Source organism: Mycobacterium sp. ACS4331 (genome assembly GCF_001667265.1).
Taxonomy (GTDB): Bacteria; Actinomycetota; Actinomycetes; order Mycobacteriales; family Mycobacteriaceae; genus Mycobacterium.
Genome location: NZ_LZHW01000074.1, coordinates 22,873 through 44,733 on the forward strand (window position 1 = coordinate 22,873; position 21,861 = coordinate 44,733).

Consider the following 21,861-nt stretch of genomic DNA (forward strand, 5'->3'; position numbering starts at 1 on the left):
ACTAGTACACGGCGTTAACTTGTTCACGCCAACTTGCAGAAGTTAGCATTGCATAAGCTAACTGTCGAGGCTTCCCCTGGGGCGGGACCAACCCGGGAAGTTCTACCGCTTTATGGCCTTGACCAGGGTGTTCGCGTTGATCATCGACTCGGCCTGAGAACCCGCCGGCGGCAGCGACCGACCCAGCCCTCTCAGGAGTTCGGCCAGTGGCGTGCGCGCCGCATCCCACCCGTGCGCGCCGAACCACTCGTCGGCGTCGGCGAACTTCTCGTTGTAGACGAGCGTGAAGAACGCCGCATCTCCGCCCGCGGCGAGTTCGGCGGCCTTGGCGGCCTCGAACGCGGGAGCGGGCATGGGTTGGCCCTCCTCGATCCCCACGTGGCTGCCGGGGGCGGTGAGCGCGTCGATGCCGGCAAACAGTTGGCCCTGCGCCGTGGCCGGCAGGTAGATCATCAGGCCCTCGGCGACGAAGGCGCTGGGGAGGGCGGGGTCGAACCCGGCGGCGCGCAGTGCGGCGGGCCAGTCGTCGCGCAGATCCACGGCGACCTCGACGCGGGTGGCCGCGGGGGACTCTCCCCGGGCTTCGAGCACCTCGCGCTTGAAGTCGAGCACCCGAGGTTGGTCCAACTCGTAGATCACCGTGCCGTCCGGCCACGGCAATCGGTGGGCCCGCGAGTCCAGGCCCGCGGCAAGGATGACCATCTGCCGCACCCCGTGGGATGCGGCAGCGGCGAAGAAGTCATCGAACCACCGGGTCCGGGCGCCCTGGAAGTTGACGAAGTGGGTGCCGAAATCCTCAGTGCGAAGCCTGCTCTCGCCCTCAGGGTGGTCGAGGGCCTCGGCCCACGGCCCGCCCGCCGCCCGACAGAACACCTCGGCGTACGCGTCCACCGCAACCGGATCGGCCTTCTGCGCCTCAAGCGCGCGCGCCGCCGCGACGAAGAGGGCCGTCGAGCCGACGCTGGTGGTGATGTCCCAGGAGTCGTTGTCAGTCCGCATGCGCGCGGATGCTACGCCCGCAAGCTGAAGGGTTCGTCAGACCAGAGGGCGGCCCGTCCGCACGCGCCAGTCCAGATCCTTGAGCAGGACATTGAACGGGAACTGGCGCGCGACCCTGGGCAGCACGTTGTTTGCAGTGCGCAGCGCGGCCATCAGTCGGTCGAACCGCTGCTGCCGCTGCGGATCCCACGGCAGCCGCATCTCGTCGCGGAACTTCTGCGGCAGGAACCCCGTCGTGACGAGCTGCCAGAAGTCCTCATGCCTGCGCTGCAGCGGACCGGGCAGCCGCATTCCGCGGAGACGGTTGATCGCAATCGGGTGCAGGTACTCCCGGACCGCGTCGTCGATGTGCACCTTCTCCAGCGATTCGTTCCAGTACCGCTCGAAAGCCGCGCGGTCCTGCGGCCACATCTCCTCGGGCACCTGCAGCGTCGTCGCCAGGGGCATGCCCTCGCGGTAGTGCCGGTCAGCCGTCTCTTCGTCCATCTCGCCGATGAAGGTGCGATAGACGTCGACGCCGCCCTTGTAGAGACACGCGCCCACCCACAGTTGGAGGTCCTTGTCGAACGCGTTGTACGCGACCGGGCTCCTGCTGTCCTCGTTGGAGTACACCTGGGCGTGCGCGCGGTTGACCGCACGCCGGAATGCCGCCTTCTGCTCATCGGTGCCGTTGGTGGCCACCGCAAGGTAGGTGAACGTCGTGCGGGCCCGCTTCACCGGGTGCCGGTCCACGCGACCGCTCTCGACGCGGCTCTCCATCACGCCGTAGCCGACGGCCGGTTGCGCCAACTGCATGATGACGTTGGCCGGGCCGGCCAGCAGCGCCACTCCCATCAACCCGTCGTCGATGCTGGCACCTCGACGGGTTCGGCGCGCGGGCGCGGGACGGACATCGCTGATCGTCATTGACGTGACCTGCCTTGAAAAGTGATAACGAGTGTTGTCGGAATTTTAGCGCCTGACTGTGATCGAGTGTCAATATGAGGTCCGTGGCAGAGGCCGGGCATCCAGACAGTGCTGACAGAGCGCAGCGCCCCTATCGCGGCGTCCAGGCCGGGGAGCGGCTGGCCCGACGCCGCCAGCAGTTGATCGACGCGGGCCTGGATCTGCTCGGGCAGACCGATCCCGACGATCTGACGGTGCGCGCCATCTGCACCAGGGCCGGCCTGACGGCGCGATACTTCTACGAGGCATTCGCCGACAAGGACGCGTTCGTGGAGGCGGTGTTCGACGCTGCCGCCGAGAAGCTGGCGACCACCACGCAGGCCGCCGTGGCCGACGTTGCGCCGGCCGACCAGAACCGCGCCGGCATCACGAGCATCGTGCGGACCATCGCCGAGGATCCCCGGATCGGACGGCTGCTGTTCAGCACCGAACTGTCCAACGCGGTGATCCTGCGGATGCGGGCGCAGCGAACCGAGCTGTTCGTCAACCTCGGCGATCGGCACATCCAGACCGTGCTGCGGGTGGGCGGTAGCAGCAGGCTCAAGGCCACCACCAACTTCGTCCTGGGCGGACTCCGTCAGACCATCAGCGCATGGCTCACGGGCGAGGTCGCGATGTCCAGCGAGGAGTTCATCGAACTGCTGGTCGCGATCATCGACGATCTCAACAATCCGCACCTGTTCCGCGAGTGAGACCCGCGATCAGGGGGTCGGCACGCGCCTGTCCGCCGCCGTGCGCGGCACCGTCCCAGTGTCCGACTCGGTGAACTCCTTGGTCCAGCAGGCGAACTCGAGCGTGATGCCGTCGGGATCGGTGAAGTAGAAGGACCGCACATAGACGCCGGGGTGGAGGTGCCGGGCCACCTGGGCCGGGCTCTCGTCGTGATTCAGCACCGGACCGACGCGCACCCCCTTGTCCTTGAGCTTCTGCCGGTAGGCGTCGAACTGCTCCTCGGGAACATGGAACGCCAGGTGATTCATGGTGCTCACGGCGCTGACGATCTCACCGAGACCGGGCAGCGCGTCGGGCGACGAGACGCCGGGCACCCGGTCGGGCGCGTCGGCGAACCAGAAGAACGCCACGCACGCACCGCCCCCGGCATCGAAGAAGAAGTGCTGCCCCATGCCGTTCGGCAGATCCAGGGATTTGATCAGCGGCATTCCCAGCACACCGCTGTAGAAGTCGACCGTGCGCTGCATGTCCGCGCACACCAGGGCGACGTGATTGATGCCGCCCAGTTCGAACTCGGTGTTGACGTTCCGCGGCTTGATCATAACCTGAATGTAACATCAGATTCAGTTCTGACCAATGGCCGAAGACGAGGAGTTCCGGCGTGACCCAACCGACGCGGCGCGGGCGTGCGACGCAGGCCGCCATCGACGACGCCGCACGCGCCGTGATCGCCCGCAAGGGGATCCTGGCCGCGACCGTCGCCGACATCGCCGCCGAGGCCGGACGTTCCCCGGCGTCCTTCTACAACTATTACGACTCCAAAGAGGCCATGGTCCGCGCCTGGGCGGTGCGCTTCCGCGACGAGGCGGGGGACCGCGCGCAGACGGTGATCCGCCACGGGCTCTCCGACCGCGAACGGGTTCGCGAAGCCACCGCGGCCCACTGGCACACCTACCGTCATCGCCTCGCCGAGATGGTCAGCGTCTCCCAACTCGCGATGATCAATGCCGACTTCGCCGAACACTGGGCCCAGATGTGTGAGATCCCGCTGCGGTTCATCACGGAGATGGTCAAGCGCGCGCAACGGCTGGGGCACTGCCCCGACGACGACCCGCACCTGATGGCGTCCGCGATCGTCTCGATGCTCAACCAGTTCTGCTACGTCCAGTTGGCGGGCCGAAACGGGCGGGCAGCGTCCGACGTCGATGACGAAGCGTGCATCAGGACGCTGTCGAACATCTTCTACCGCGCCATCTTCAGCAAGGAGGACCCGTGACGGCCACCCCCGAGATCATCCGTGAATTCGTCGGCCTGGACTCCCCGACGGCGGGACGCGCGGGTGCCGGCGGCCACCCCTGCCAAGGCCTCTACCACCGACCCGCCGGCCGATGGCCCAAGGTGGCGATGATCGCCACGCACTATCAGATCGACTTCTCCGAGCACTATCTGGCCGAGTACATGGCCGCGCGCGGGGTCGGCTTTCTGGGCTGGAACACCCGGTTCCGCGGCTTCGAGACCAACTTCCTGCTCGACCACGCACTGGTCGACATCGGCGTCGGCGTGCGTTGGCTGCGTGAGGTGGCGAAAGCGGAAACCGTTGTTCTGCTGGGAAACTCCGGCGGAGGATCGCTGATGGCCGCCTACCAGTCCCAGGCCGTCGACCCCAATGTCAGGCCACTGCAGGGGATGCGCCCCGCGGCCGGACTCGACGATCTGCCCGCCGCCGACGCCTACGTCGCCAGCGCCGCCCATCCCGGCCGCCCCGAGGTGCTGACCGCGTGGATGGACGGCGCCGTCGTCGATGAGGCCGACCCCGTGGCCACCGCACCCGACCTGGACCTGTTCGGCGGCCACCACGGCCCGCCCTTCTCCCCCGACTTCGTGGCGCGCTACCGCCGGGCTCAGGTGGCCCGCAACGAGGCCATCACCGACTGGGTCGAGGCCGAACTGAAGCGCGTGCGCGCCGCCGGGTTCTCCGACCGCCCGTTCACCGTGATGCGGACCTGGGCCGACCCGCGCATGGTGGATCCGACGATCGAGCCGACCAATCGCACGCCTAACCTGTGCTACGCGGGCGAACCGGTCCGGGCCAACCGGTCGGCCCGCGGCATCGCAGCGGCCTGCACCCTGCGCAACTGGATCGGCATGTGGAGTCTGCGGCACGCCCAGACTCGCGCCGAACCCCATCTGGCGCGCATCACATGTCCGGCCCTCGTCATCAACGCGACGCAGGACACCGGAGTGTTCCCGTCCGATGCCGAACGCATCTTCACCGCGCTGGCCAGCACCGACAAGACATCGGTGGCCATCGACTCCGACCACTACTTCACAACCCCGGGTGCCCGCGATCAGCAGGCGGATACCATCGCGGAATGGCTGACGATAAGGCGATAAGGGTCCTGGCGCACTTCAAACCCGGTGAGCGTGCCGCGGAGAAGATCGCCGCGGAGTCGGCCTGGCTGGACGTGCGCTGGGTGCCCGAAGACGATGACGACGCGTTCTACCGTCAGCTGCCCGAAGCGGAGGTGATCTGGCACGTGCTGCGCCCGCTGTCGGGGGCCGACCTGGAGAAGGCTCCCAAGCTCAAGCTCATCCACAAGCTGGGCTCGGGCGTCAACACCATCGACGTCGAGACCGCGACCAAGCGCGGAATCACGGTGTGCAACATGCCCGGGGCGAATGCGGCCTCGGTCGCCGAGTGCACCGTGATGCTCATGTTGGCGGCGCTTCGCAGGCTTCCCGAACTGGACCGGGCCACCCGAGCCGGAACCGGTTGGCCGACCGATCCCACCCTCGGGGACCGGGTCCGCGACCTGGGCAGCTGCACCGTGGGACTGATCGGATTCGGCAGCGTCGGCAAGCGCGTCGAGCAGATCCTGCGGTCGATGGGCACCCAGGTGCTGCACACCACGACGCGCCGGGACGAACACAGCGTCTCGTGGATGACACTCGACGACCTGTTGAAGAAGAGCGACATCGTGTCGATCCACGCCCCGTTGACACCGTCGACCGAAGGTCTCATCGACGCCGCGGCGTTGGCCAAGATGAAACCCGGTGCCATTCTGGTCAACACCGCACGCGGAGCGATCGTCGATCAGGACGCCCTGGTCGACGCCCTCACGTCCGGTCAGCTGTCGGCCGCCGGTCTCGACGTCTTCGCCGAGGAGCCCGTCGCAGCCGACAACCCGCTGCTGAGCCTCGACAACGCGCTGCTGCTGCCACACGTCAGCTGGTTCACCGCCGACACCATGGACCGCTACCTGGATCACGCGCTGAAGAACTGCCGCCGGCTCGTGGACGGGCAGCAGCCCTACTTCGTGGTGAACTGACCCGTTCTCGAGAAAGGGCGACCATGCCGATCGCGATCAACACCGAGCATGCAGACCTGGCCGACTCGGTGCGTTCCCTGGTGGCACGGGCCGTGCCGTCGGAGGTGCTGCACGAGGGGCTGGAGACCCCGGTGGACAACCCGCCGCCCTATTGGCAGTCCGCCGCCGATCAGGGCCTGACGGGCGTACACCTCGCCGAATCGGTCGGAGGCCAGGGTTTCGGGATTCTCGAACTGGCAATCGTGCTGGCCGAATTCGGCTACGGCGCCGTGCCCGGCCCATTCGTTCCCTCCGCGATCGCCAGTGCGCTGATCGCCGCGAATGATCCGCACAGCGCAGTCCTCGCCGATCTGGCCTCCGGAGCGGCCATCGCGGCCTACGCGATCGACTCGGGTCTGACCGCGACCCGGTCCGGGGACACCCTGGTGATCCGCGGCGAGGTGCGCGCCGTGCCGGCGGCGGGTCAGGCCGGGCTGCTGGTGCTCCCGGTCGCGATCGACTCGGGCGAGGAATGGGTCATCCTCGATGCCGACTCTCTCGAGATCGAACCCGTCACAAGCCTCGACCCGCTGCGTCCGGTGGCCCATGTGCGCGCCAACGCCGTCGAGGTCGGCGACGAACGGGTGCTCGCGAACCTCAGCCGCGAGACCGCACACGCCCTCATCTCGACGCTGCTGTCGGCCGAGGCCGTGGGCGTCGCCCGCTGGGCCACCGACACCGCCGCGGCCTACGCCAAGATCCGTGAGCAGTTCGGTCGGCCCATCGGCCAGTTCCAGGCCGTGAAACACAAGTGCGCCAACATGATCGCGGTCACCGAACGTGCGACGGCCGCAGTCTGGGATGCCGCAAGGGCAGTCGACGAGGCCGCGGCGGGCGCAGAGGATTCACACGTCGGATTCGCCGCCGCGGTCGCGGCGACGCTCGCCCCGACCGCCGCACAGCACTGCGCTGAGGACTGCATCCAGGTGCACGGCGGAATCGGGTTCACCTGGGAGCACGACACCAACGTGTACTACCGCCGGGCCCTGGTGATCGCGGCGGCATTCGGCCGCGCCGCCGACTACCCGCAACGCGTCGTCGACCACGCGACCGCGACGGGGATGCGCGGCATCGACATCGACCTCGACCCGGACACCGAGAAGCTGCGGGACGAGATCCGCGCGGAAGTCGCTGCGCTGAAAGAGATCCCACGCGAGGAACGCACCACGGCGATCGCCGAGGCCGGTTGGGTGCAGCCGCATCTGCCGAAGCCCTGGGGCCGCGCCGCCTCCCCCATCGAGCAGATCATCATCGCCCAGGAGTTCGCGAGCGGCCGGGTCAAACGGCCCGCGATGGGCATCGCGGCCTGGATCATCCCGTCGATCGTGGCGTTCGGCACCGATGAGCAGAAACAGCGGTTCCTGCCGCCGACGTTCCGCGGCGAGATGATCTGGTGCCAGCTGTTCTCCGAACCCGGCGCCGGATCAGACCTGGCGAGCCTGACCACCAAAGCCACCAAGGTCGATGGAGGTTGGCGGATCACCGGGCAGAAGATCTGGACCACCGGAGCGCAGTACTCCCAGTGGGGCGCCCTGTTGGCGAGGACGAACCCAAGCGCTCCAAAACACAATGGCATCACCTACTTCCTGCTGGACATGGCCAGCGAGGGTGTGGAGGTCAAGCCACTGCGCGAGCTCACCGGCAACGCGATGTTCAACACGGTGTTCATCGATGACGTGTTCGTGCCCGACCACCTGGTGCTCGGCGAGGTCGACCGCGGCTGGGAGGTCAGCCGCAACACCCTTACCGCCGAACGGGTTTCAATCGGAAGCAGTGAACCGCCGTTCCTGCCGAGCCTGGACAAGTTCGTCGCCTTCCTGCGCGACGGGCACTTCGACCAGATCGAGCAGAACCGAGCCGGGGTGCTGATCGCCGAGGGGCACGCCGCCAAGCTGATGAACATGCGCTCGACGCTGCTGACACTGGCCGGTGGAGACGCCATGCCCTCGGCGGCCATCTCCAAGCTGCTGTCGATGAAGACCGGGCAGGGTTACGCGGAATTCGCGGTGTCGTCGTTCGGCACCGACGCCGTGCTGGGCGATGAGTCGACCCTGGAAGGCGAATGGGCGCAGTATCTGCTGGCCAGCCGGGCCACCACGATCTACGGCGGCACCTCCGAGGTGCAGCTGAACATCATCGCCGAACGACTGCTGGGCCTGCCCCGAGACCCGTAACGGTGCAGCGCCGCAACGCGTCAGGGCACGATCGAGTCGACGTAACCACCGTCGACTCTAAGCGCCCCGCCCGTGGTCGCCGACGCGAGAGGAGACGCCAGGTACACCACCATGTGGGCGATCTCCTCGGGTTCGATCAGGCGCTGCAGAAGTGACTGCGGGCGGTGGTTGCGCATGAATTCGCGCTGCGCCTGTTCCCACGGCAGTGACCTGTCGACCAACTGGTAGACGAAATCCTCGACGCCCGCCGTGTGCGTCGGGCCGGCGATCACCGAGTTCACGGTGACTCCCGTGCCCGCGGCGTCCTTGGCGAAGCCCCGGGTGACCGCCAACAGCGCCGTCTTCGAGACGCCGTAGTGGATCATCTCGGCGGGAGTCACCAGTGCCGAGTCGCTGGCGATCTGGATGGCCCGACCCCATCCCGCCTCCACCATGCCCGGCAGGTAGGCGCGGATGAGCCGCACCGCCGAGAGCACGTTGACCTCGAAGAAACGGCGCCACTGATCATCGGTGATGTCCCGCGGCGGCACCGCCTCGAAGATGCCGAGGTTGTTCACCAGGATGTCGACCGCGGGGATCTGCGCCAACAGGTCTGCCGTGCCCGCCTCGGTGGCGACGTCGGCGGCAACTCCGAGCGCCGGGCCCGGCAGCGCCTCGACCGCCTCGTCGACACGAGCCTGGGTGCGGCCGTTGAGCACCACGCGAGCGCCCGCGGTCACCAGGCCCTGGGCGATGGCCAGGCCGATGCCCTGGGTGGATCCGGTGACGAGCGCGGTCTTACCAGACAGGTCGATGTTCACGCCGCAGTACTACCCTCGGCGCGATCGGCTTATTCCCCGGGTCAGTCGATCTCCATGTCACGCAGTTCGCGTTTGAGGATCTTGCCGGTGGGGTTGCGCGGCAGTTCATCGAGGAAGATCACCTCACGCGGCACCTTGTAACGGGCCAGATTGGCCTTCACGTACTCCTTGATCGCGGCCTCGTCGATGGACGCGCCCTCGGCCTTGACCACGAATGCGCGCAGACGATGCCCCCACTCCTTGTCCTCGACGCCCAGTGCGGTGGCCTCGACCACCTCGGGGTGACCGCTGATCAGGTCCTCGATCTCGGCCGGGAACACGTTCTCGCCACCGGAGACGATCATCTCGTCGTCGCGGCCGCTGACGTAGAGAAGCCCGTCCTCGTCGAAGTAGCCCACGTCGCCCGAGGACATCAGACCGTCGATGATGGCCTTGCCGCCGCCGCCGGTGTAACCCTCGAACGGGAAGGTGTTGCCCACGAAGATCCGGCCCACCTCACCGCGCGGCACCTCCTTGCCGTTCTCGTCGAACAGCTTGACCTTCACCCCCTTCACCACAGGACCGACCGTCGCCGGATTCTTCTTCAGGTCCTGCGGACGGGCGATCGATGCGAAGGCGATTTCTGTTGAACCGTAAAGGTTGTAGACGATCGGGCCCAGATCCTTCATGGCCCGAGTGGCCAGTTCGGCGCCCAGCTGAGATCCGGAGACGAATGCGATGCGCAGGCTCGACAGATCCGGCTTGGGGTCGGTCTTCTCCAACTCGTCGAGCAGGCGCGACAGCATGACCGGCACGACGACGATGGCCGTCACCTTGTGCTTCTCGATGTCCTGGAGCACGGTGGCCGGCTTGAACCGGCGGCGCAGCACCAGGGTGGAGCCGAGCATCATCGCGATCGTCGCGTGCAGGAAGCCCAGCGCGTGGAACATCGGGGCGGGCAGCGACGTCACCTCGCCGGCCTTGAACGGCACGTGCGAGAGCACGCCGCCGATCGGCGCGAGCGACGGCGGCGTGCTGCGGTTGGCACCCTTGGGGGTGCCGGTGGTGCCGCTGGTCAAGATGATGATCTTGGAGTGCTTGGTGGCCTTCGGGGCCGGCGAGTTGTCGGACCGGGCGACCAGGTCGGCCAGCGTCTCGTCGGTGGATCCCGACGGTTCCGGCTTGTCCGGGTTGGTGGCCAGGGCCCGCAGCTTGCCCAAGGGCGGATCGGCCTGCGCGACGGCCTCGGTGTATTCGTCGTCGTAGATGATGACCTTGGCGTCCTCGCGCTCGGAGACCTCCTTGATCTGCGGGCCCGAGAATTCGCTGTTGAGCAGGATCATCCGCGCGCCGGCACGCGCCGCACCGTACAGCGCGATCAGGAACCACCTGTGGTTGCGGATCAGCAGCGCGACGCCGTCTCCACCCTTGACGCCCTTGGCCAGCAGACCGTTGGCCACCGCGTGCGCGGCCGCGTCGAGTTCGGCGAACGTGATCTGGCCGTCGTCGTCGATCACCGCGACGCCGTTGGGGTTCCGGCGCGCGTTGAGCGCCGGGATCATCCCGAACTCGCCCCAGCGACGGATGTCGGCGAGCAGCGCGACGATGTTCTGCGGTTGTTCGATCCGCAGGGCTCCGGCTTCGAACATCTTGCGCGCGTAGTGCAATTCCGCAGAGCCGCGCTCGGCATACTGCTGAAGTTTGGCTGCTGCTTGGAAGGGCACGTCGGTGAGCCTTGGCATGTTCACAGCGTAGGGGAACGACACCCCGCCGCGGTTTGGAACGGCGCGGTCGATCCCGGTGCCCATACGATGGCAGACATGCGCCTGGAGGTGGGCGGCCGCGAGGTCGCCGTCACCCACCCGGACAAGGTCATCTTTCCTGATCCGGGTGTGACCAAGCTCGACCTGATCAACTACTACCTCGCGGTGGCCGACGGCGCGTTGCGCGGTGTGGCGGGCCGGCCGATGATCCTCAAACGTTTCGTCAAAGGGATCGATGAAGAGGCGATCTTCCAGAAGCGCGCGCCGAAGAAGCGGCCCGACTGGATCGACGTCGCGGAGTTGAAGTACCGCTCGGGGACCTCGGCCGAGGAGGCTGTCCTGCAGGACGCCGCGGGCCTGGTGTGGGCGGTCAACCTGGGCTGCGTCGACCTCAATCCGCACCCGGTGCGCGCGGACGACCTCGACCACCCCGACGAGCTGCGGGTCGATCTGGATCCGATGCCCGGCGTCGAGTGGCCGCAGATCCTCGACGTCGCGATGGTCGTCCGTGAGGTGCTGTCCGATCACGGGTTGACCGGTTGGCCCAAGACCTCCGGGTCACGAGGGTTCCACATCTATGCGCGCATCCACCGCAACTGGCCCTACCGCCAAGTCCGGCTCGCCGCGGAGACCGTGGCCCGCGAGGTCGAACGGCGCGCCCCCGACCTCGGGACGAGCAGATGGTGGAAGGAGGAGCGCGAAGGCGTCTTCGTGGACTTCAATCAGAACGCCAAGGACCGCACCGTCGCGTCGGCGTACTCGGTGCGGTCGCGGCCCGATGCCCGCGTGTCCACCCCACTGCACTGGGCCGAAGTGCCGACCTGCCGGGCCGAGGACTTCACCGTGGCGACGGTGCCCGAACGCTACGCCAGCATCGGCGACCCCTGGGCCGAGATGGACTCGTCGGCAGGCGGTCTGGAGCAGCTGCTGGCGCTGGCCGAGGAACTCGGTCCCGCCGAGAAGGCCCCCAAGGCCGCGCGGGCGGCCAACCTGATCGAGGTGGCGCGGACGAAGACCCGTGACGAGGCGATGGCCGCGCTGCACACGTGGCAGGAGAAGCACGCCGACGCCGCGGCGCTGCTGAAACCCGTGGACATCCTGATCGACGGTATGCGTGGACCGTCGTCGATCTGGTACCGCGTCCGCATCAACCTGCAGCACGTCCCGGCCGATCAGCGTCCCGCCCAGGAGGAACTGATCGCGGACTACTCGCCCTGGGAGAACTACTCGGGCGCGCAGTGGCGCCGCTGAGACCGACCGCGGGGACGTAGGGCCCGATCAGGGTCCGCTGCCACCACGTCCCGTCCCGCCGCAGTTCGGACCACGTGGAGAACCGATACCGATAGAGCTGGACACGCACCAGATTCGGCGGATCATCGCGAAACGGATTGTCGCGCAGCAGTTTGCAGGTGTCTTCGTCACCCTCGAGCAGACGTTGGAGCAGCGTCGACAACCACGGCCGGGCATAGTTGGCCGATATGGCCGCGAACCACATCAGCCAGTCCAGGCGCAGATGGTAGGGCGCCCACTGGCGGGGCCAGCGGCGGACGTCGCCGGGCTTGCCCTTGAATTCGTACTCGCGCCACACCGTGTGCTCGCTGATCGTGTGGTCGTGAGTCCCTTCGATCACCAACTCCTCGCGCCGGCGGGTGATGCTGCCGAAGGCGCCGTAGCTGTTGACCAGATGCAGCGGGTTGAAGCTGGCATTCATCCGCTGGCGTCGGCCGAGCATGTTTCGCAGCGGCCACACGCTGAGCACCGCGATCAGCGCCGTGAATGCCACGACCACGCCGGCGTACCAGGTCGGTGCCGGCAGTTCTGGGCCCGCGCCGCCCCAGGAGATCGCGCTGAACGCGAGGATCATGGTGAGCCAGTTGAGCCACGCGAAGTTGCCCGAGGCCACCAGCCACAGCTGGGTCACGATGACGACGCCCCCCGCGATGCTGGCCACGGGTTGCGGCGCGAAAAGGGCGAACGGAACGATGAGTTGCGCAAAGTGGTTGCCCGCCACTTCAACTCGGTGCAGCGGCCGCGGCAGGTGGTGGAAGAACCAACTCAGCGGACCCGGCATCGGCTGCGTCTCATGGTGATACTGCAGGCACGTCAGGTCTCGCCAGCACGGATCGCCACGCAGTTTGATCAGTCCGGCGCCGAACTCGACCCGGAACAGAAGCCACCGCGCGGCGACGATCACGAGGATGGGCGGTGACACCTCATGATTGCCGAGAAAGGCCACCAGGAATCCAGTTTCGAGCAGGAGAGACTCCCAGCCGAACGAGTACCACTGCTGGCCGACGTTGACGATAGACAGGTACAGCAGCCACAGCACCAGCCACATGAGCACTGCGCCCCACAGGGGTACCAGATCACCGGCGCCGACCATCAGCGCTCCCGCCAGCACCACGCCGGCCCAGCACACCACGGTGAAGAACCGGTCGCTGTAGTGCAGCCGGAACAGGCTGGGCGCGGACCGATATGAGCTGTGCCGCAGGAACACCGGGATCGGGGTCAGACCGTGACTGCCGATCAGCGCGCGGAACTGGCGGGCCGCCGCCACGAACGCGATCAGGTAGATCGCCGCGGTGCCGCTCTGCAGCACCGATCTTGCGAAGGTGTACTGCGGATCGACGAACCAGTCCATCGACATGGCCGCCCCCTGCTGCGTCTCAGGTGCTCGTCGCCCCGGCGGCCGTGCGCAGCTTCTCCAGCAGCGGGCCGGCTGCCTCGTTGAGGAACATCTCCTGATGATCGCCGCCGATCTGAATCAGCGCAATATCAGTGAATCCGGCTTTCCAGTACTCACTGACGGCGTCGACGATCCGATCGAGGTCCGGTCCACAAGGGATGGACTCTCCGGTGTCCTCGGGTCGGACGAACTGTGTCGCGCCCGCGAAACCGGCGGGAGTGGGCAGGTCAGCGTTCACCGCCCACCCCCCGGCGAACCAGCGGAACTGGTCATGGGCCCGCTGCAGCGCCGCCTCGGGATCGGGATCCCAACAGATGGGGATCTGGCCGATCACCCGCGCCGGGGCCGCAGCCCCGGCGCCGCTGCGCTCGGAGTGCCACGCCTGCACGAGATCGCCGTCGGGTTCGACCGCGACCATGTGGTCCGACAGGGGCGCGAAGGCCTTCACCGAGTCCTCCCCCGAGACGGCGACGGCCAACTGCACACCGTCGTCGGGCACATCCCACAGCCGCGCCGAGTCGACGCGGAAGTGTTCACCCTTCCAGTCCACGAGATCACCGGTCAGGAGTTCGCGGATGACGGCGATGGCCTCGGTGAGCATCTCGTGCCGGCGGGTGACTGTGGGCCAGCCCCTCCCGACAACGTGCTCGTTGAGGTTCTCGCCGCTGCCGAGACCGAGCGTGAACCGGCCGTCGGCCAGTATCTGCAGCGTCGCGGCCTGCTGCGCGACGACGGCGGGGTGATAACGCATGGTCGGGCAGGTCACGTAGGTCATCAGCTCGACCGTGTCGGTGGCGTGCGCGACGGCACCCAGCGTCGTCCAGGCGTGCGGGGCGTGCCCCTGGGTGGTCAGCCACGGCGAGAAGTGGTCACTGCAGACTTCGAAGTCGAAACCCGTCCGCTCTGCCGCCACAGCATGCTGAACCAACTCACGGGGTCCGGCCTGCTCGGTCATCAGGGTGTAGCCGAAACGAGTCATGCCGTCCGTGTACCCGCACACCGAGGCGAGAAACGATCGCCCGGGGCCGCGGCAGTTCTTACCGAAGAATTATGTGTCGCTACCTGCGGCCTTAAAGTGCGCCACTAATTTCAATGGTGTCGCAGCCACTGCCGGCTCGACACATGCGAGTCCTTCGTAGACAGGTGATGACAGTGCTTCTCGACATTCGCTGGTTGAAGTTCCGGCTTTTCCACCGCCACCACCCCGCCCGCTGATCGACCTCGCCGGACCGGCCGCGCGCCCAGTCCGGCTGAGTGGAACTCTTGCGCGCACTGTGTCGCCACCGGTAACTACTTCACGGTGCTCAAGCTCCTCGGCGAACTGACCGCTCTGGCCGCCGTCGTGGCGATCTCCCCCTTCACGATCATTCCCGCCCTGGCCCTCGTGCTGCACAGCGCACGTCCGCGCAGCACGGGCCTGGCCTTCATCGGCGGCTGGCTGGTCAGCAAGGCCGCCGTCACAATCCTCTTCCTGCAGGTCCCGCGCCTGCTGCAGCAGATCGACCGCGCACCCGACGAGGCCGTGAGCGCCTGGGTGCGCATCATCCTCGGCATGCTGCTGCTCGGCGCCGCCGTCGCGCAGTGGCGCAGGCCCGGCCGGATCGAGTCACCGCGATGGCTGACGCGGATCAAGGAGATCACCCCCGGCTGGTCTGCGGTGGCGGGCGTCGCACTCACCGTGGCCAACCCCAAACTCGTGCTGGCGTGCGCCGGCGCCGGATACGCCATCGGCACCGCCGGCCTCGGCCCGGGCGCCGACGCCGTTGCGGTGGTGTATTTCACCCTCCTCGGTGGATCGAGCGCCGCGGTGCCGATCCTGGCCTACGCGGTGGCCTCACACCGCATCGACCCGCACCTCGAACGGTTCCGGGCATGGCTGCAGCGCCACGGCACGACCCTGCTGCTCGTCAGCCTGGTCGTGATCGGGACGGTGCTGGTCCTCAGTGGGCTGCGAGCGCTCTGATCGGATCCCCCAGTATCCGGAGCGCTGCGACAACCGTCGGAGCGCCCGAACCTGAGCCGCCGAAACCACCTCTTCCCAGGTCAGCAGGGATGGTCAGGCCCCGTGAGAACCCCGACGCGGGCCACCTGCCGCCCTATCATTGACCGATGCCGAGAAAACCCGGGACGGCCGCCCGTGCCGCGGGTGGCGGCTCGAAGTCCCAGCGCACGCGGGCCCGCATCCTCGATGCCGCGGCCCACGTCCTGAGCGTGAAAGGGTTTGCGGGCACGCGGCTGACCGACGTCGCCGAGTACGCCGAACTGCAGGCCCCGGCGATCTACTACTACTTTCCCTCCCGCGAGGATCTCATCGAGGAGGTCATGTACTGCGGAATCATGGACATGCGGGAGCACCTGCAGACGACCCTGGACGCATTGCCGCCCGACACCTCGTCGATGGACAGGATCATGGCCGGAGTGGAGGCCCACCTGCGCCACGAACTCGAGTTGTCCGACTACACCACCGCCTCGATCCGCAACTCCGGCCAGGTGCCAGACCACCTGCGCACCCGCCAGAAGAAGGAGGAGGCGGCCTATGGGCGAATCTGGCAGCACCTGTTCGCCGACGCGATCACCGACGGCGCCATCCGCGCCGACCTCGATCCGCGGATGGCCCGCCTTCTCGTGATGGGGGCACTCAACTGGACGGCCGAGTGGTGGGACCCGCGCCAGGAATCGGTGGAGGATGTCGTGTCCAACGCGCAGATCCTGGTGCGTAACGGGCTTTCCCCGGCACCGGCCCCCAAGGGGCCGACCCGTCAGTAGCCGCGGCGGCTTCACGACGGCCGAGTCGCCCACGGGGTGGCACCGCCCGCGCCGCGGTGCCGGAGGTTCGCGTAGGGTTACGGATCGAAGAGATCTGCGACATCGCAGCGACGGAAGGACCGCGCGTGCACGAAATCCTGGCGCGGGCCGGCATCTTCCAGGGCGTTGCTCCCGATGCCGTCGCCGCCCTCGCCCGATCACTCGAGCCTGCGGTGTATCCGCGCGGCCACACCGTGTTCCGCGAGGGTGAGCCGGGCGAGAGCCTGTTCATCATCACCTCCGGCAAGGTGAAGATCGGCCGCCGCACCCCGGACGGCCGCGAGAACCTCATCACGCTGATGGGCCCGGCCGATATGTTCGGCGAACTGGCACTGTTCGACCCGGGTCCGAGGACCTCGACAGTGACCACCCTGACCGAAGTCGAAGTGGTCATCATGGACCACGCGGCGCTGCGCTCGTGGATCCGGGATCGCCCGCATATCGCCGAACAGCTTCTGCGGGTTCTCGCCCGCCGACTGCGCCGCACCAACGACAGCCTGTCCGACCTGATCTTCACCGACGTGCCGGGCCGAGTTGCCAAGCAGCTTCTGGACCTCGCCAAGCGGTTCGGCGTTCGGGACGGCGAATCGCTGCGCGTCGACCATGAACTGACCCAGGAGGAGCTGGCGCAGTTGGTCGGCTCGTCGCGCGAGACCGTGAACAAGGCGCTGTCGGATTTCGTCCAGCGCGGATGGATTCGCCGACAGGGCAAGACCGTGTTCATCGACGACGCGGCGCGCCTGGCCCGGCGCGCACGCTGAGTCGGCGGCTACCGGGACAGCCCCTGGGCCGCTGACCTGACCGCATCGGTCAGGGCCGTGATGGTGGCGCTGTCGAGCTTCCAGCACTGCCAGTAGAGCGGCACGTCGAGGTGCTGTTCCGCGAGCGGCACCATCCCCTCGTCGAGCAGTCCGACCGGAAACATCCCCCACCCCAGCCCCGCGTGCACCGCCGCACCGAACCCCGCCGCGGTGGGGACGTAGTGCACCGGCCTGGCGATATCCCTGCGAAAGACCTTGCGCACCAGTCGATCCTGCAACATATCGGCGCGGTTCCAGGCCAGCGACGGCGCGCGTGCCACGGCCTCGGCCGTGAAGCCGGCGGCCAGATGGCGGGCGATGAACTCCCGGCTCGCCGCAGGCACATACCGCATCGCACCGAGGCGCAGCACCCGGCACCCGGTGACGGGTGCCCGTTCGGTGGTCACCGCGCCCAGCACAGCTCCAGCGCGCAGCAGCTCCGCCGACAGGTCCTGATCCTCGATGCGGACGTCGAAGAGCACGTTCGGCAACGCCGTGAAGACATCGGTGAACCAGGTGTTCATCGAATCGGCGTTGACCGCCAGCGCAATCCGGGTCAGGCCACGGCTCTCACCGGTCATCTCCGAGAGCGCCTCGGACTCCAGGAGAGCCGACTGCGCCGCCAGCCGCACCAGCGGAACGCCTGCCGGTGTTGCTGCACAGGGCTTCTCGCGGACGACGAGTACCTTGCCGACACGCTGTTCCAGTGCCTTGATCCGCTGACTCACCGCCGACGGTGTCACGTGGAGGTGCGCCGCGGCGGCCTCAAAGCTGCCGAATTCGATGACGGCAGCCAGGGCGGCCAATTGTCCGGAGTCGAGCCGAGCCATCTACGACCGGATGAATTCCAGCAGATCGGCGTTGATCACATCGGCGTGCGTGGTGGGCATACCGTGCGGGTAGTCGGCGTAGGTCTTGAGCGTCCCGTTCGGCAACAGGGCCGCCGAGAGCGGCCCAGCGTCCGCATAGGGCACGATCTGGTCATCTTCGGAGTGCATGACCAACACCGGCAGCGTGATCTTCTTGAGGTCGTCGGTGAAGTCCGTCTGTGAGAACGCCACGATGCCGTCGTAATGCGCCTTGGCGCCGCCCATCATGCCCTGCCGCCACCAGTTGGCGATCACCGCTTCCGACGACTCCACACCCGGCCGGTTGAAACCGTAGAACGGGCCCGAGGGCAGCGCGCGGTAGAACTCCGACCGGTTCGCGGCCAACTGCGCCTGCAGATCGTCGAACACCGACTTGGGCAGGCCACCCGGGTTGGCCTCGGTCTGCACCATCAGCGGCGGCACCGCGGAGATCAGCACGGCCTTGGCCGCCCGACTCTCTCCGTGCCGGGCCAGGTAGCGGACCACCTCGCCGCCGCCGGTCGAGTGCCCGACGTGCACGGCGTCCCGCAGGTCCAGGTGTTCGACGACGGCCTTGAGATCGTCGGCGTAATGGTCCATGTCGTGCCCCTCGGCCACCTGGGTCGAGCGCCCGTGCCCGCGCCGGTCGTGCGCGATCACCCGATAGCCCTGCGCCAGGAAGAACAGCATCTGAGTGTCCCAGTCATCGCCGGACAGCGGCCACCCGTGGCTGAACACGATGGGCTGCCCCGAGCCCCAGTCCTTGTAGAAGATCTCGACACCGTCGTCGGTGGTCACTGCGGGCACTGCGCCGCCTTCCCCGCCAAAGGAACAACTTCTGCCGACCCAGATCATGCCAGGTGGCGGGCGGCGTGCAACAGATTCAGCCGGCCCCCTGCAGCGCCGCGATGCGTTCCTCCCTCGGCAGGACCGGGCCGTCGGCATCGACGAGCGCCTTGATCGATGTTCAAAGATGCTGGCCATCTGGTGATTCCGAGGGCCTGCAGCCACGGCAGCTCCAGCCTGCGCCACGATGTCGTTCCTGTCACCGCGGGTTGGCGGAATCGATCGATGCCGGCCAAACGCCGATTCGTCGACACCTACCTGCTGCGTGCGCTGCTCACAACGACGCCCTGAGCGCCGCCACCGTCTCCAGATCGTCGAGTGCCGCCACACCGCGCCGTGCGCCCTCGAGCGCGATGTCGTCGACCTGCATACCGCCCATGCCTGCGGTGATCACCGGCGCGACATAGGCATACAGTGCGCCCTGCCGGAAGCGCAGCCACAGGTCATCACGGTCGAGGTCCGGCCCTCCGGCCGCGGCCAGCGCCGCTCGATACACGTCGAGCAGATCGCGCTGAGAATTGATCCGATCCGAGGTGGCCATGCTCGTGACGAGGGTGTAGGCCAGTTCGCGCGACGGATGCCCGCGTCGCACGGCCTGCCAGTCCAAGAGGCCGGCCTGGCCACTGCGGAAGTACACGTTGCCGGGATGGGCGTCACCGTGCATCACGGTGTGCGGCGGCGCGTCGATCAATGCCGCAGTGGCGCGGTAGTTCTCGGCGATGAAGCGCCCGTTCTCCACGGGGATGTCGGTGCGCTCGGACAGCCGCTTGATGGACGTGCTGATCAGCGAACCGGTCAGCAGCGATGTCACGTCGCCCGACGCCGTGTAGAGCCAGCCGAGAGGCCCCTGTCCGTCGGCGGGCAGCCGGCCCCAGAACGTGCCGTGCAGCTTGGCGAGCAGTTCGACGACGAGCGCGGCCCGGTCGACGCTGAGCGGGTGCAGCGTGTCCGGGAACTCGCACTCGTCTGCCGGAAGATCCTCGAGCACCAGCAGATAACGACCGGTCCACGGATCGAAGGCCGTGCCGTAGCACTTCGGCACGCCGGTGAGCTCAGCGGCGAGCCCGTCATAGAACCGCACCTCGGTGTGGCCCAGCCGGCCGAGTTCGCCCATCAGGCGGGTCGCGGCGGCACTGGCCGGCAGCTTGACGAACACCGTGTCGGGAACGTTGTCGCCGAACAGCTTCAGCCGGGCGCGGGATGAGGTGCCCGAATCGCCGTCGAGCACCGTGACCGAGTCAACGGCGGTGCCGATGACCCGAGACAGTGTGGCGGTGTCGAGGTCGGCCGCGCTGCGCGGAAGGCCGACCCGGCTGCCGAGCACGGCGTCGGCCGCCACCCGACCGACCCCCCGGCCGAGATGTCCCGCCAGACCGACGGCGGAGTACGCGTGGCGTGCGATGCTGCCCATCGCCACAGCGTGACACTTTTGGTGCAGACTGTAAAGGGGTCTAGTGCATCCAGGTCCAGACCGACGGATCGGTCACGGGATAGCTGTTGCACACGTCGGTGGCGTGCGCGACGACACCCTTGTTGTTGAAGAAAAGCTTGGCCCAGTTGCCCCACCGAGTCGCCATCTGTTCGAAGTAGACGTTGGTGGCGGTGTTCTCGGAGTACTGCCGGCGGCCGGCGTAGTCCAGCGAGAAGAACCAGTAGATCCGGTCCCGAGCGCCCTGTTGAACGTCGAGAGGCCGGTTGTTGTAATCGATCATGTACCGCTCGTAGTACACCGGGCTGGTGTCGCGAGCGGCGGCCATGTACTGGTCCACGGTGCACGTCGTCTTGAGAATCCGATTCGGAATCGGGTAGTTGTCCGTGCTGTCCGCACCGGCGATCGCCGCCGGGGTCGCCAGCAGTCCCGCCGCCGTGGCGGCCACCGCGAGACCGGCGCGCACTTTACGACTCCACATAATCTGTTCTCCCTCAGTGCCGCTCGGCGGCCTGCGCCAGAACGTAGGTCTTGTCCGGGCAGTAGAAATTGATGGCCGCTCCCAGGAACTGCCACGCCTGTTCGGTCGAGGCGTCCTTGTCCAACTGGTCGGAGACGAACTTCGCGGACTCGAAGGCATCGGCGTCCACGCCGCGGTTCAACCGCTTGCACATGATCTTGCCGATCCAGGCGTTGTAGTCCTTCGGGCCGTAGATCCCGTACACGTGAAGCTGATTCGTGAAATCGGTGTCGGGGTCAGCGTGAGCCGGTGCGGCCGTCGCGAACGCCGCCACGGCGGCGGCGCCCGCAATCATGATGCGCTTCATTTCTGCACCTCCTGCAGTTCAGGCTTGGGCCATGCCGCCGGCAGCGGGCGTTGGCGCACGATCTGCGGCCACCAGAACCACTTTCCGAGCAGCGCGGCGATCGACGGCATCATGAAGGACCTCACCACCAGGGTGTCGAACAGCAGACCCAACGCGATCGTCGTGCCGACCTGACCGATGACGATCAGTTCACTGACGGCCATCGAGGCCATCGTGAAGGCGAACACCAGGCCCGCCGAGGTCACCACCGAACCAGTGCCGCCCATGGACCGGATGATGCCCGTGTTCAGCCCGGCGTGGATCTCCTCCTTGAACCGGGCCACCAGCAGCAGGTTGTAGTCCGCACCCACGGCCATCAGGATGATCACCGACATGGCCAGCACCATCCAGTGCAGTTCGATGCCGATGATGTGCTGCCAGATCAGCACCGACAGACCGAATGAGGCACCGAGCGAGAGCACGACCGTGCCGACGATGACCGCCGCGGCCACGATGGCGCGCGTGATGATCAACATGATGATGAAGATCAGGCAGATCGCCGCGATACCGGCGATCAGCAGATCGTAGTTGGCGCCCTCCTGCATGTCCTTGAATGTCGCCGCGGTGCCGCCGAGGTAGATCTTCGACCCCTCCAGCGGGGTGCCCTTGAGCGCTTCTTTCGCGGCGAGCTTGATGGCATCGATGTGCTTGACGCCTTCGGGGCTCATCGGGTCACCCTCGTGGCTGATGATGAACCGCACCGCGTGCCCATCCGGGGACAGGAACATCTTCATGCCGCGCTTGAAGTCCGGGTTGTCGAACGTCTCGGGCGGCAGATAGAACGAGTCGTCGTTCTTGGCCGCATCGAAGGCCTGGCCCATGGCAGTCGAGTTCTCCTGCATGGCCGACATCTGGTCCTGCATGCCCTTCTGCGTCTGATA

Annotated in this window: 23 protein-coding genes; 10 read left to right on the plus strand and 13 right to left on the minus strand. The window is 67.3% G+C overall.

Annotated features, from left to right (window positions below; translation table 11 throughout):
* Positions 1 to 102: 102 nt before the first annotated feature.
* On the minus strand, positions 103 to 999 hold the full coding sequence (locus A5727_RS17655) for a class I SAM-dependent methyltransferase (RefSeq protein ID WP_068252339.1): 897 nt from the start codon (positions 997 to 999) through the stop codon (positions 103 to 105).
* A 36-nt stretch (positions 1,000 to 1,035) separates the two neighbouring features.
* Positions 1,036 to 1,905, minus strand: a complete 870-nt coding sequence (locus A5727_RS17660) for an oxygenase MpaB family protein (RefSeq protein WP_068252342.1) — start codon at positions 1,903 to 1,905, stop codon at positions 1,036 to 1,038.
* A 74-nt stretch (positions 1,906 to 1,979) separates the two neighbouring features.
* On the opposite strand from A5727_RS17660, the gene A5727_RS17665 reads away from it, so the two are divergent.
* Positions 1,980 to 2,636, plus strand: coding sequence for a TetR/AcrR family transcriptional regulator (locus A5727_RS17665; RefSeq protein ID WP_068252347.1), 657 nt, complete (start codon positions 1,980 to 1,982; stop codon positions 2,634 to 2,636).
* Between the two features lie 9 nt (positions 2,637 to 2,645).
* On the opposite strand, the gene A5727_RS17670 is transcribed toward A5727_RS17665, so the two are convergent.
* Complete coding sequence (locus tag A5727_RS17670) at positions 2,646 to 3,218, minus strand: VOC family protein (RefSeq protein WP_068252349.1); 573 nt, start codon at positions 3,216 to 3,218, stop codon at positions 2,646 to 2,648.
* Positions 3,219 to 3,277: 59 nt separating this feature from the next.
* Between A5727_RS17670 and A5727_RS17675 the strand changes: the two genes are divergently transcribed.
* The 4 genes from A5727_RS17675 to A5727_RS17690 are packed head-to-tail and all read left to right on the plus strand — an operon-like array spanning position 3,278 to position 8,158.
* The gene (locus tag A5727_RS17675; RefSeq protein ID WP_068252351.1) at positions 3,278 to 3,892 is read left to right on the plus strand and encodes a TetR/AcrR family transcriptional regulator; all 615 of its coding nucleotides are present in this window, start codon (positions 3,278 to 3,280) and stop codon (positions 3,890 to 3,892) included.
* Positions 3,889 to 5,010, plus strand: coding sequence for an alpha/beta hydrolase (locus A5727_RS17680; protein WP_197507692.1), 1,122 nt, complete (start codon positions 3,889 to 3,891; stop codon positions 5,008 to 5,010). Before A5727_RS17675 ends, A5727_RS17680 begins: the two co-directional genes overlap by 4 nt.
* The gene (locus A5727_RS17685; protein ID WP_068252402.1) at positions 4,989 to 5,945 is read left to right on the plus strand and encodes a 2-hydroxyacid dehydrogenase; all 957 of its coding nucleotides are present in this window, start codon (positions 4,989 to 4,991) and stop codon (positions 5,943 to 5,945) included. The genes A5727_RS17680 and A5727_RS17685 overlap by 22 nt, the downstream gene beginning before the upstream one ends.
* A 23-nt stretch (positions 5,946 to 5,968) precedes the next feature.
* A complete protein-coding gene (locus A5727_RS17690; protein ID WP_068252355.1) occupies positions 5,969 to 8,158 on the plus strand; it encodes an acyl-CoA dehydrogenase family protein in 2,190 nt (729 codons plus the stop codon).
* Positions 8,159 to 8,178: 20 nt separating this feature from the next.
* Here the strand turns inward: A5727_RS17690 and A5727_RS17695 are convergent, their stop codons facing one another.
* Both A5727_RS17695 and fadD2 read right to left on the minus strand, forming a co-directional pair.
* Entirely contained in the window at positions 8,179 to 8,958 is a 780-nt protein-coding gene (locus A5727_RS17695; protein WP_068252358.1) for an SDR family NAD(P)-dependent oxidoreductase, read from the minus strand.
* 41 nt (positions 8,959 to 8,999) lie between these two features.
* A complete protein-coding gene (gene fadD2 / locus A5727_RS17700; RefSeq protein ID WP_068252407.1) occupies positions 9,000 to 10,679 on the minus strand; it encodes a long-chain-fatty-acid--CoA ligase FadD2 in 1,680 nt (559 codons plus the stop codon).
* A gap of 69 nt (positions 10,680 to 10,748) precedes the next feature.
* On the opposite strand from fadD2, the gene ligD reads away from it, so the two are divergent.
* Positions 10,749 to 11,951: a non-homologous end-joining DNA ligase gene (ligD, locus tag A5727_RS17705; protein WP_068252361.1), complete on the plus strand. Its 1,203-nt coding sequence runs from the start codon at positions 10,749 to 10,751 to the stop codon at positions 11,949 to 11,951.
* Here the strand turns inward: ligD and A5727_RS17710 are convergent.
* Both A5727_RS17710 and A5727_RS17715 read right to left on the minus strand, forming a co-directional pair.
* The gene (locus A5727_RS17710; protein ID WP_082949874.1) at positions 11,848 to 13,341 is read right to left on the minus strand and encodes a lipase maturation factor family protein; all 1,494 of its coding nucleotides are present in this window, start codon (positions 13,339 to 13,341) and stop codon (positions 11,848 to 11,850) included. The two genes, ligD and A5727_RS17710, sit on opposite strands and share 104 nt — an antisense overlap.
* A 25-nt stretch (positions 13,342 to 13,366) precedes the next feature.
* Positions 13,367 to 14,365: an LLM class F420-dependent oxidoreductase gene (locus A5727_RS17715; RefSeq protein WP_068252411.1), complete on the minus strand. Its 999-nt coding sequence runs from the start codon at positions 14,363 to 14,365 to the stop codon at positions 13,367 to 13,369.
* A 321-nt stretch (positions 14,366 to 14,686) separates the two neighbouring features.
* On the opposite strand from A5727_RS17715, the gene A5727_RS17720 reads away from it, so the two are divergent.
* From A5727_RS17720 to A5727_RS17730, 3 genes are all read left to right on the plus strand, one after another.
* Complete coding sequence (locus tag A5727_RS17720; RefSeq protein ID WP_068252366.1) at positions 14,687 to 15,349, plus strand: GAP family protein; 663 nt, start codon at positions 14,687 to 14,689, stop codon at positions 15,347 to 15,349.
* Between the two features lie 146 nt (positions 15,350 to 15,495).
* Positions 15,496 to 16,152: a TetR/AcrR family transcriptional regulator gene (locus A5727_RS17725; RefSeq protein ID WP_082949871.1), complete on the plus strand. Its 657-nt coding sequence runs from the start codon at positions 15,496 to 15,498 to the stop codon at positions 16,150 to 16,152.
* A gap of 125 nt (positions 16,153 to 16,277) precedes the next feature.
* A complete protein-coding gene (locus A5727_RS17730) occupies positions 16,278 to 16,952 on the plus strand; it encodes a Crp/Fnr family transcriptional regulator (protein ID WP_068252368.1) in 675 nt (224 codons plus the stop codon).
* Between the two features lie 8 nt (positions 16,953 to 16,960).
* Here A5727_RS17730 and A5727_RS17735 read toward each other — a convergent pair whose 3' ends face one another.
* A complete protein-coding gene (locus A5727_RS17735) occupies positions 16,961 to 17,821 on the minus strand; it encodes a LysR family transcriptional regulator ArgP (RefSeq protein ID WP_068252375.1) in 861 nt (286 codons plus the stop codon).
* Positions 17,822 to 18,646: an alpha/beta fold hydrolase gene (locus A5727_RS17740; RefSeq protein ID WP_068252378.1), complete on the minus strand. Its 825-nt coding sequence runs from the start codon at positions 18,644 to 18,646 to the stop codon at positions 17,822 to 17,824.
* Between the two features lie 156 nt (positions 18,647 to 18,802).
* Between A5727_RS17740 and A5727_RS27560 the strand changes: the two genes are divergently transcribed.
* The gene (locus A5727_RS27560) at positions 18,803 to 18,976 is read left to right on the plus strand and encodes a hypothetical protein (RefSeq protein WP_157521437.1); all 174 of its coding nucleotides are present in this window, start codon (positions 18,803 to 18,805) and stop codon (positions 18,974 to 18,976) included.
* On the opposite strand, the gene A5727_RS17745 is transcribed toward A5727_RS27560, so the two are convergent.
* From A5727_RS17745 to A5727_RS17760, 4 genes are all read right to left on the minus strand, one after another.
* Entirely contained in the window at positions 18,960 to 20,096 is a 1,137-nt protein-coding gene (locus tag A5727_RS17745) for a phosphotransferase (protein WP_068252416.1), read from the minus strand. The two genes, A5727_RS27560 and A5727_RS17745, sit on opposite strands and share 17 nt — an antisense overlap.
* A 40-nt stretch (positions 20,097 to 20,136) precedes the next feature.
* Positions 20,137 to 20,595 carry a DUF5078 domain-containing protein gene (locus A5727_RS17750; RefSeq protein ID WP_068252381.1) on the minus strand — a complete coding sequence of 153 codons (459 nt, stop codon included), beginning with the start codon at positions 20,593 to 20,595 and terminating at the stop codon, positions 20,137 to 20,139.
* 13 nt (positions 20,596 to 20,608) lie between these two features.
* Positions 20,609 to 20,941, minus strand: a complete 333-nt coding sequence (locus A5727_RS17755; RefSeq protein WP_068252384.1) for a DUF732 domain-containing protein — start codon at positions 20,939 to 20,941, stop codon at positions 20,609 to 20,611.
* On the minus strand, positions 20,938 to 21,861 hold a 924-nt coding region (locus A5727_RS17760), incomplete at its 5' end, for an MMPL family transporter (protein ID WP_157521438.1). The genes A5727_RS17755 and A5727_RS17760, both read right to left, overlap by 4 nt.

Coding starts and splice junctions, on each gene's coding strand:
- A5727_RS17655 (WP_068252339.1), bottom strand. CDS start 999: ATGCGGACTGACAACGACTCCTGGGACATCACCACCAGCGTCGGCTCG.
- A5727_RS17660 (WP_068252342.1), bottom strand. CDS start 1,905: ATGACGATCAGCGATGTCCGTCCCGCGCCCGCGCGCCGAACCCGTCGA.
- A5727_RS17665 (WP_068252347.1), top strand. CDS start 1,980: ATGAGGTCCGTGGCAGAGGCCGGGCATCCAGACAGTGCTGACAGAGCG.
- A5727_RS17670 (WP_068252349.1), bottom strand. CDS start 3,218: ATGATCAAGCCGCGGAACGTCAACACCGAGTTCGAACTGGGCGGCATC.
- A5727_RS17685 (WP_068252402.1), top strand. CDS start 4,989: ATGGCTGACGATAAGGCGATAAGGGTCCTGGCGCACTTCAAACCCGGT.
- A5727_RS17690 (WP_068252355.1), top strand. CDS start 5,969: ATGCCGATCGCGATCAACACCGAGCATGCAGACCTGGCCGACTCGGTG.
- fadD2 (WP_068252407.1), bottom strand. CDS start 10,679: ATGCCAAGGCTCACCGACGTGCCCTTCCAAGCAGCAGCCAAACTTCAG.
- ligD (WP_068252361.1), top strand. CDS start 10,749: ATGGCAGACATGCGCCTGGAGGTGGGCGGCCGCGAGGTCGCCGTCACC.
- A5727_RS17710 (WP_082949874.1), bottom strand. CDS start 13,341: ATGGACTGGTTCGTCGATCCGCAGTACACCTTCGCAAGATCGGTGCTG.
- A5727_RS17715 (WP_068252411.1), bottom strand. CDS start 14,365: ATGACTCGTTTCGGCTACACCCTGATGACCGAGCAGGCCGGACCCCGT.
- A5727_RS17725 (WP_082949871.1), top strand. CDS start 15,496: ATGCCGAGAAAACCCGGGACGGCCGCCCGTGCCGCGGGTGGCGGCTCG.
- A5727_RS17735 (WP_068252375.1), bottom strand. CDS start 17,821: ATGGCTCGGCTCGACTCCGGACAATTGGCCGCCCTGGCTGCCGTCATC.
- A5727_RS27560 (WP_157521437.1), top strand. CDS start 18,803: ATGTTCAAAGATGCTGGCCATCTGGTGATTCCGAGGGCCTGCAGCCAC.
- A5727_RS17745 (WP_068252416.1), bottom strand. CDS start 20,096: ATGGGCAGCATCGCACGCCACGCGTACTCCGCCGTCGGTCTGGCGGGA.
- A5727_RS17750 (WP_068252381.1), bottom strand. CDS start 20,595: ATGTGGAGTCGTAAAGTGCGCGCCGGTCTCGCGGTGGCCGCCACGGCG.
- A5727_RS17755 (WP_068252384.1), bottom strand. CDS start 20,941: ATGAAGCGCATCATGATTGCGGGCGCCGCCGCCGTGGCGGCGTTCGCG.